This is a genomic window from Actinomadura darangshiensis, assembly GCF_004349235.1.
GTDB lineage: Bacteria > Actinomycetota > Actinomycetes > Streptosporangiales > Streptosporangiaceae > Spirillospora > Spirillospora darangshiensis.
In genome coordinates this window covers 1-7697 of the sequence record NZ_SMKY01000370.1, presented here as the reverse complement: position 1 = coordinate 7697, position 7697 = coordinate 1, and the positions used below count along the sequence as shown (strand labels likewise).

Below are 7697 nucleotides of genomic sequence, written 5' to 3'. Positions count from 1 at the left end.
GTGGTGGAGGACGGGCGGTAGTCCATGGCCTTCTGGGCCATGGGGCTCATCGCGGCGGCGTCGGCGGTGGAGAGGCCGGCGTACTCGTCGTCCTGGTAGCCGATGACGCGGGACGCCCAGTCGTAGAGGAGGCGGCGGTCGGTGTCGGGGACTCCCATGATGTGGGCGAGGGTCCAGACGGGCAGGTCGGCGGCGAGTTCGACGAAGTCGGCCGGGCCGTCCAGGGCGGAGGCGACGAGGGTGCGCGCCCGCTCGTTGATCGTGTCCTCCAGGGCGCGGACGGCGCGGGGGGTGAACGCGGCGGCGACGATGCGGCGGAGGCGGGAGTGGTCCGGCGGGTCCTGGTTCAGCATCATCGCGCGGACGAAGGCGAGGTCCTCGGGCGTGTCGGGGTCGCGGATCTGGGTGGCGCCGAGGTTGGAGGAGAAGAGGTCCGGGGAGCGCAGGACGTGTTTGACGTCGGCGTGCCGGAAGACCGCCCAGTAGCCGGGGCCGGCGGGCCAGGGGCCGACGGCGGGTTCGGGGACACGGGCGACCGGGGTTTCGGCGCGGAGCTCCCGGAACGCGTCGTAGGGGACGCCGGCGGCGTAGGTGGCGGGCAGGAAGATCTCCTCGTGCATCCCCTCAGCGTGCATCATGTCGGGGTGACGTTGAAGCCTGATGAGATTCTCCGTGACAACTTCGCGCCCTGGGTGCTCGATCTGGGCCTGGTGGCCGAGGAGGTGGGCGACGGGACGGCGGTGCTGCGGCTGCCCTGGTCGGATCGGCTGGCCAGGGAGGGCGGCGCGCTGTCGGGGCAGGCGCTGATGGCGGCGGCCGACACGGCGGTCGTGCTGGCGGTGTCGGGTGCCAGGGGTGCCTTCGTGCCGATGACGACGGTGCAGCTCAGCACGTCGTTCCAGCGGCCCGTGGTCGGACGGGACGTGCTCGTGAACGTGGAGCTGACCAAGCTCGGCCGGACGCTGGCGTTCGCGGAGGTCGACATGACGGCGGATTCGGTGACCGTGGCGCGTGCCAGCGCCGTTTACGCCATGATCGGCTGATATGACGCGTATCGAGAAGGTCGCCGTCGCGGACGGCGAGTTCGACCTGCACGTGTGGTCGCCCGAGGGCGGGGGGCCGGGGGTCCTGCTCCTCCAGGAGATCTTCGGTGTGGGCGACTACATGGAGGCGGTCGCCGAAGACCTGGTGGCGCTCGGGTTCGTTGTGGCCGCGCCGGACATGTTCTGGCGAATCCAGCCGAACTGGACGACCAAGCACACCGAAGAGGCCCTCCCCAAGGGGATGTCGATGGTCTCCCAGTTCGACTGGGAGACGGGCGTCGAGGACGCTAAGGCGGCGCTTGCCGTCCTCAAGGGGCTGCCAGAGGTGGGCAAGGTGGGCGTCCTCGGGTTCTGCTTCGGGGGGATGCTCGCGTACCTGCTGGGCGCCAATGCCGAGGTGGATTCGCTGGTGTCGTTCTACGGGTCTGGTGTGCCGGACGCGCTGGAGCAGCTGGACGCTGTACAGGCTCCTGTCCAGTTCCACTTCGGTGGGGCCGACGCCTACATCCCGCGCGAGGACATTGCCAGGGTGGAGGAGGCCGTCCGCGGCAAGGACAACGCCGAAATCCACGTGCAGGAGGACGGCGGGCACGCGTTCCACAACCGGAAGGCGCCGATGTTCTACCAGCCAGGGCCCGCGGAGCGCGCTTGGCGGCTCACAGAGGAATTCCTCAAGCGGACGCTGTCATAGCGCCCAGGACGGCAACGGTTCGCAGTGGGGCAGCCAGTCGGCAGGGGCCGTGCCGAGGATGCCACCCACGATGGCGCACGTTGTGTCGATGTCACCGCCGGCGGCTGCGGTCGTCCAGAAGGCGGCCTTGTAATCGCCAAGGTGCCTTGCGGCGGCCCAGAGGGTGAAGGGCACGGTGTCGTGCGCGGCGACTTGGCGGCCGTTGCCGAGGATGGCGGACGCGGTCGACGGGTCGCTGATGGTGAGCAGGCGCCGAGCTTCGACGATCCCCTTGCGCACCGTGCCCGGCGGGACGTGTCGAAGGATTTCGTCGATGAACTTGCCCGGTGGTGGTCCGGTGGGTGCGATGGCTGCGGCGACGGCCACGGCGATCGTGCCCGCGACCGCCTCGGGGTGCGGGTGCGTGACCTCGGCGGAGAGGACGGCTTGGCGGGCCGCCTCTGTGGGGTCGTCCACGAACCAGGCGCCGAGGGGTGCGACGCGCATCGCGGCACCGTTTCCCCAGGAGCCCGCGCCGTCGAACGGTTCTCGCGCGAGGGTCCGCCAGTCGCCTCCTTCGCGGACGAGCCGCAGGAGGCGTCCTGTGGACGGACCATAGCCGCGGTCGAAGTCGTGTCGTTCGGCGAAGCTCGCGGCAAGGGCGTCCTGGTCGATGGCTCCATGGCGGGTTAGGACGAGGTAGATGGACGCGGCCATCTCGGTGTCGTCCGTCCACTGCCATGGGCCAGGGGGAAGTGTCTGCGCTTCGTAGGAGGCGCGGTTGGCCGGGACGAAGAACTGCGAGCCCAACGCGTCGCCCAGAGCGAGGGCTTGGAGCGAGGCAAGGGACGTCATGCGGGTTCCAAGGCTAGGCGGGACAGTTCTCTGCGGGACGAGATGCCGAGCTTCGGGTACGCCTTGTACAGGTGGTATTCGACCGTCCGCGGGCTGAGGAAGAGCTGGGCGGCTATCTCGCGGCTGCTCGTCCCGGAGGCCGCCAACCGGATGACCTGGAGCTCCTGCGGGGTGAGACGGTCGACGAGGTCCGGGGCGGTAGGGACGGACGGTCCGGACTCGCCCGTCGCCCGTAGTTCGGCGCGCGCGCGGTCCAGCCATGGGGTCGCGCGTAGGCGTTCGAAGATTGACAGTGCCGAACGGAGCGGAACGCGGGCGTCGGACCGGCGACGGGATCGGCGCAGGAACTCGCCGTAGAGAAGTTCGGTGCGAGCGCGTTCGAACGGCCGTGACGCCTGTTCGTGCAGCCGGATCGCCTCGACGAAGGGCTCCTCGCTGTCCGAGACCAGGGCCTCGCAGTGCAGCGCCATGGCAAGCGCCCAGGGCTGCTTCACTGCCTCGGCCCAAGCACGGAAGCGCGAAAAGGCGTCGCGGGCGACGTCCGGGCGGCCCAGACGGACGGCGGCCTCGACCTCGTCGACGGCGGAGAGCTGGGCGCCCGTGCTGTGCCGGCGCGGGCCTCGGGCGATCTCTTCGAGGCGGCGCAGCGCGTCGTCGTGGCGGCCGAGCCCGAGGTCGAGGAGGGCGAGGGCGCTGTCGGCGAGCCCGCCCGGCGGTGGCGGCGCGTGCGCGATCAGCTCGCGGAGCCGGGCCTCGTCGCCCTCGATCGCGGCGACGCGGGCCAGGACGGCGCCGAGGCGCCCCTCCCGGTGGGGGCGGCCCGTGTCGCGGGCCAGCGCGATCGCCTCGGCGACGGTCGCCTCCGCGTCCGCGTGCCGCCCGGCCGCGATCTGCGTCTGCGCCTGGACCTGCAGGACGTTCGCCAGCTCGCCGACCCGCCCGTGCCGGCGGCCGTCCGCGACCTCGGCGGCGGCCAGCGCGAGCGCGGCCGCGTCGGCCCCGATGACCAGCGCGAGCTGCGCGCCGCGGACGCGGTCGCCGGACCCGGCCCGCGCCTCGGCGACCGGCCCGGCGAGCAGCGGCGAGCCGCCGGCATGGTCGCCGCGGGCCAGCAGCGCGAGCCCGCGGACCGCCGGGTCGTCCGGCAGCAGCTCGGCCGCCCGGAGCACGGCGGGCAGCTCCCCGGACGTCCACCCGTACATGGCGCCGGTCCGCAGCATCGCCGCGCGCTCGTCGCCGGCGGCGCGGTCGACCATCATGCGGGACGCGGCGCGCGGGTCGCCGCGCTCGTACTCGACGGCGGCGTGCACCCGGCCGAGGCGGGCGCGGTCCGACACGGCGGGGCCGAGCTTCTCCGCCTGGACGGCCATCTCCTCGGCCTCGTCGAGCCGTCCGGCCTGGAGGACGATCGACGCGGCGGCGGCGAGCCGCGCGGCCCGCGCCGCCGGTTCCGGGGTCAGGTCGGCGGCCTGCCGGTACAGCGCCGCCGCCGTCCCGTACCCGGCGCGGTCGCGGGCGCGTTCGGCGGTCGCCTGGAGTTCGGCGGCGACGTCCTCGTCCGGTCCGAGGGCGGCGGACGCGCGGTGCCGGGAGCGGCAGTCCAGGTCGTCGGCGGACTCGGCCAGCGCCCGGTGGACGGCGATGCGCCGCGCCGCGACGGCCCCCTGGTAGGCGGCCGCCCTGATCAAAGGGTGCCGGAACCGGATGCTGCGCCCGGTGACCTCCACCAGCCGGGCGTGCTCGGCCTCCTCCAGGTCGGCGAGCCCCACCCCGAAGGTGTCCGCGGCGGCGAGCAGGCTCGGCATGTGGCCGCGCCCCTCGGCGGCCGCGATCAGCAGCATCAGCCGGGTCGCCTCCGGCAGCCGGCCGATCTGCGCCTGGAACGAGGCGAGCACGCGGTCGGCGACGGGCAGCGGGCGGGAGCCGTCCTGCATGCGGTTCCCGGCGGCGGCGAACTCCTGCAGGGCGAGGGGGTTGCCGGCCGCCTCCCGGACGATGCGGTCGCGGACGATCGGCGTCAGGTCGCGGGCCGCGAGCAGCCGCTCGGCGTCGGGCCGCGGCAGCCGGTCGAGGCGCAGTTCCGGCAGGCCCGTGGCCGTGAACGCGTCGTCGTCGCGCGCGGCGAACAGCATGACGACGCCCTCGGCCGCCAGCCGCCGCGCGGCGAAGAGCAGCGCCTCGGCGGTCGCCGTGTCGAGCCACTGCGCGTCGTCCACGACGCAGAGGACCGGCCCGCCGGCGTCGGCGAAGTCGGCGAGCAGCGTCAGGACGGCGAGGCCGGTGGCGAAGCGGTCCTGCCCGGGAGACGTCTCGCCGAGCGCGGAGCGCAGCGCGGTGGCCTGCGGCGGCGGGAGCGCGTCCAGCCGGTCCCGGACGGGCCACAGCAGCTGGTTCAGGCCGGCGAACGCGATGCCGGACTCCGCCTCGATCCCGGTGGCCCGCAGGACGCGCGGGGCCCCCTCCGCGGCCTGCGCGAGCAGCGCGGACTTGCCGATGCCGGCCTCCCCGCGCAGCAGCAGGACGCCGCTGCGCCGCCGGTCGCGCGCCTCGTCGATCAGCGCGGTGATCCGCGCCTGTTCCTCGTTCCGCCCGTAGAGCACACGCCCAAACTACGGGGCCGGACTACTGGGCCGAATACCGAAACCCTACGGATTCGCTCCGTAACCGGCGGCTCGTACGTTCATGACCAGCGACAGGCCAGCGACAGGCCCGCGATAAACGCCATCAGGAGGACGTCATGCAGGAACTGTTCGAGCCGCTGTCGACCGGGAAGCTGGAGCTGCGCAACCGCCTCGTGATGGCGCCGATGACCCGCAGCCGGGCGGCGGACGGCGGCACGGTGACCGAGCTGACCGTGGAGTACTACCGGCAGCGCGCCGCCGCCGGGTTGATCATCACCGAGGGCACGCAGCCGAGCGTCCAGGGCCAGGGCTACATCTCCACGCCCGGCCTGCACGCGGACGACCAGGTGGCGGCCTGGCGGGCGGTGACCGGCGCCGTCCACGCCGAGGGCGGGCGGATCTTCGCCCAGCTGATGCACGCGGGGCGCGTCGGCCACCCCGTCCTGTACCCGGACGGGCGGCCGCCGCTGGGGCCGTCGCCGATCGCGTCCGGTGAGAAGCTGTTCACGCCCGAGGGGATGCTCGACCACCCCGTCCCGCGCGAGATGAGCGTGGACGACATCGGGCAGGCCGTCGCGGACTTCGCCGCGTCCGCGCGCAACGCGATCGAGGCCGGGTTCGACGGGGTGGAGCTGCACGGCGCGAACGGCTACCTGATCCAGCAGTTCCTCAGCGACGGCAGCAACGCGCGGACCGACGCCTACGGCGGGACGGTCGAGAACCGCATCCGGTTCGCCGTCGAGGCCGTCCGGGCGGTGGCGGACGCGATCGGACCCGAGCGCGTGGGCCTCCGCGTGTCGCCCGGCGGCACCGCGAACGGCGTCCACGAGAGCGACACGCCGGAGCTGTACTCGGCGCTCGTGGCCGCGCTCGCCCCGATCGGCATCGCGTACCTGCACATCATGGAGCTGGGCGACCGGAAGACGACGCTGCGGATCCGCGCCGAGTGGCCCGGGACCCTGATCCTGAACCCGCACCCGACGCCGCAGTCGTTCCCCGCCAGGCCGGAGGCCGGCATCGAGGCGCTGCGCGAGGGCGTGGCGGACGCGGTCGCGTTCGCCCAGCTCTGGCTCGCCAATCCCGACCTGCCCGCCCGGATCAGGGCCGGCGGCCCCTACAACGAGGCGGACCAGGCGACGTTCTACGGCGGCGACCACCGCGGCTACACCGACTACCCGGTGCTGGCCTGACCGGACCAGCGCAGCCCCGCACCGCCCGGGGGTCGGTGCGGGGCCCGCGTGCGTCCGGAGGTCAGAGACCCGGGCGGACGCCGCCGCTGAAGTTGCGCTTGTAGTACCTGGTCAGCTTGATCTTCTTGACCTTCTCGCCGGAGTTGGGCGCGTGGATCATGTAGCCGTGCCCGGCGTACACGCCCACGTGGCTGCGGCCGCCGTAGAAGAACAGCAGGTCGCCCTTGACGGCGCCCTTCCAGGAGACCTTCTTGCCGACCGCCTTGTAGATCTGCTGGGTGGTCCGGGGCAGTTTCACCCCGGCCTTGCGCCAGGCTCCTTGAGCCAGGCCCGAGCAGTCCCACGAGCCGGGGCCGTCGCCGCCGTAGCGGTACGGGTCGCCGATCTGCTTCGCCGCGTACTTCACGGCCGTGGCCGCACGCGTCTTCTGCTTCGCGGCCCGGGACTGCTTGGCGGTGGCGGCCCGGCCCGGTGCCGTGCCGGGTGCCGCGGCGGGCGCCTTGACGAGCGCCGCCCGCTGCGGGACGGCCGCCTGTGCGGGCCCCGCCGCGAGGACGGACGCGCCGACCGCGGCGGTCGTGGTGAGGACGAGGCCACCGGTGGTGATTCCGGCCTTCAGGGGGTTTCGAGGGGTATGCAGAATGTCTCCAGACTTCGCGGTTGCTGCCTGCCGGGCAGCCGTCACCCACCGGTCTTGATCGGAAGGTTCGGGATGCCGCGGCCGATTCCAGAGCGTCATTAGATGGGGACGCAGAGAAATGGCGGCCGCTTCCGGCTCCATGCCTCTCGGCGGCACGGATTCGGCGTCCGACGGCGGTTTCCGGGCGAGGTCCCATGGGGGGACGACCTGGGGGGTCCGCGCTGGCTTCCGTGTGGTGGCCGGGGCGCGCCGCCACCGCGCGTCGGTTGCGTGTTCTGTTGTCCGGGCGGCTGATGTGCCGCATGAACCGGGCAGGAAGCTAGTCAGAGCCCGCGGATCCTGGCAAATCGAAAGGCCATTTATTCGGCACCCGTACCGTCCGGTTGAGACGGCGGTCCACCGTGCTGCCAGCAACGATCAGCGGCGCCATTCAGGAATTGTGAACCGAGTCACAGCAAGCCGTTCAGCGGGGCGTTCATTTATTGATCTGTGATCTGAGGCACAGTCAAACCCGCCGGATCCGGCCACGTCCGGCCATTGACGGCGGGGCGCGAGGGCCCTGTAGTCCGAAGGAGATTCATGTCCCGCGTCCGGAGGGAACCCCGTGTTTGGGAGCCCCGTGTTTGGGAGTCACGTGTTCGGCAGGTCCGGCAGGGCACGTCCCGTCCGTCTCCTCTC

At 72.7% G+C, this 7697-nt stretch carries 7 protein-coding genes; 3 read left to right on the top strand and 4 right to left on the bottom strand.

The genetic code is table 11. The features are described from left to right. Positions 1-620, bottom strand: a 620-nt coding sequence (locus E1293_RS41780; protein ID WP_132204834.1) for a cytochrome P450 family protein, incomplete at its 3' end; no start/stop codon positions are given. A gap of 24 nt (positions 621-644) precedes the next feature. Here E1293_RS41780 and E1293_RS41775 point away from each other — a divergent pair. Both E1293_RS41775 and E1293_RS41770 read left to right on the top strand, forming a co-directional pair. Beyond that, positions 645-1043 carry a PaaI family thioesterase gene (locus E1293_RS41775; RefSeq protein WP_132204832.1) on the top strand — a complete coding sequence of 133 codons (399 nt, stop codon included), beginning with the start codon at positions 645-647 and terminating at the stop codon, positions 1041-1043. 1 nt (position 1044) lies between these two features. Further along, on the top strand, positions 1045-1734 hold the full coding sequence (locus tag E1293_RS41770; protein WP_132204830.1) for a dienelactone hydrolase family protein: 690 nt from the start codon (positions 1045-1047) through the stop codon (positions 1732-1734). Here E1293_RS41770 and E1293_RS41765 read toward each other — a convergent pair. Then, the gene (locus E1293_RS41765; protein ID WP_132204828.1) at positions 1729-2568 is read right to left on the bottom strand and encodes an ADP-ribosylglycohydrolase family protein; all 840 of its coding nucleotides are present in this window, start codon (positions 2566-2568) and stop codon (positions 1729-1731) included. The two genes, E1293_RS41770 and E1293_RS41765, sit on opposite strands and share 6 nt — an antisense overlap. Then, entirely contained in the window at positions 2565-5168 is a 2604-nt protein-coding gene (locus E1293_RS41760; protein ID WP_132204826.1) for an ATP-binding protein, read from the bottom strand. The genes E1293_RS41765 and E1293_RS41760 overlap by 4 nt, the downstream gene beginning before the upstream one ends. Before the next feature lie 137 nt (positions 5169-5305). Here E1293_RS41760 and E1293_RS41755 point away from each other — a divergent pair, with 137 nt between their 5' ends. Next, entirely contained in the window at positions 5306-6379 is a 1074-nt protein-coding gene (locus E1293_RS41755; protein ID WP_132204824.1) for an alkene reductase, read from the top strand. 61 nt (positions 6380-6440) lie between these two features. Here the strand turns inward: E1293_RS41755 and E1293_RS41750 are convergent, their stop codons facing one another. After that, a complete protein-coding gene (locus E1293_RS41750; protein WP_243717361.1) occupies positions 6441-7064 on the bottom strand; it encodes a C40 family peptidase in 624 nt (207 codons plus the stop codon). Positions 7065-7697: the final 633 nt, after the last annotated feature.

Bases quoted from the DNA above. Each gene is read 5' to 3' on its own strand.
- E1293_RS41765 (WP_132204828.1), bottom strand. From the start codon at position 2,568: ATGACGTCCCTTGCCTCGCTCCAAGCCCTCGCTCTGGGCGACGCGTTG.
- E1293_RS41755 (WP_132204824.1), top strand. From the start codon at position 5,306: ATGCAGGAACTGTTCGAGCCGCTGTCGACCGGGAAGCTGGAGCTGCGC.
- E1293_RS41770 (WP_132204830.1), top strand. From the start codon at position 1,045: ATGACGCGTATCGAGAAGGTCGCCGTCGCGGACGGCGAGTTCGACCTG.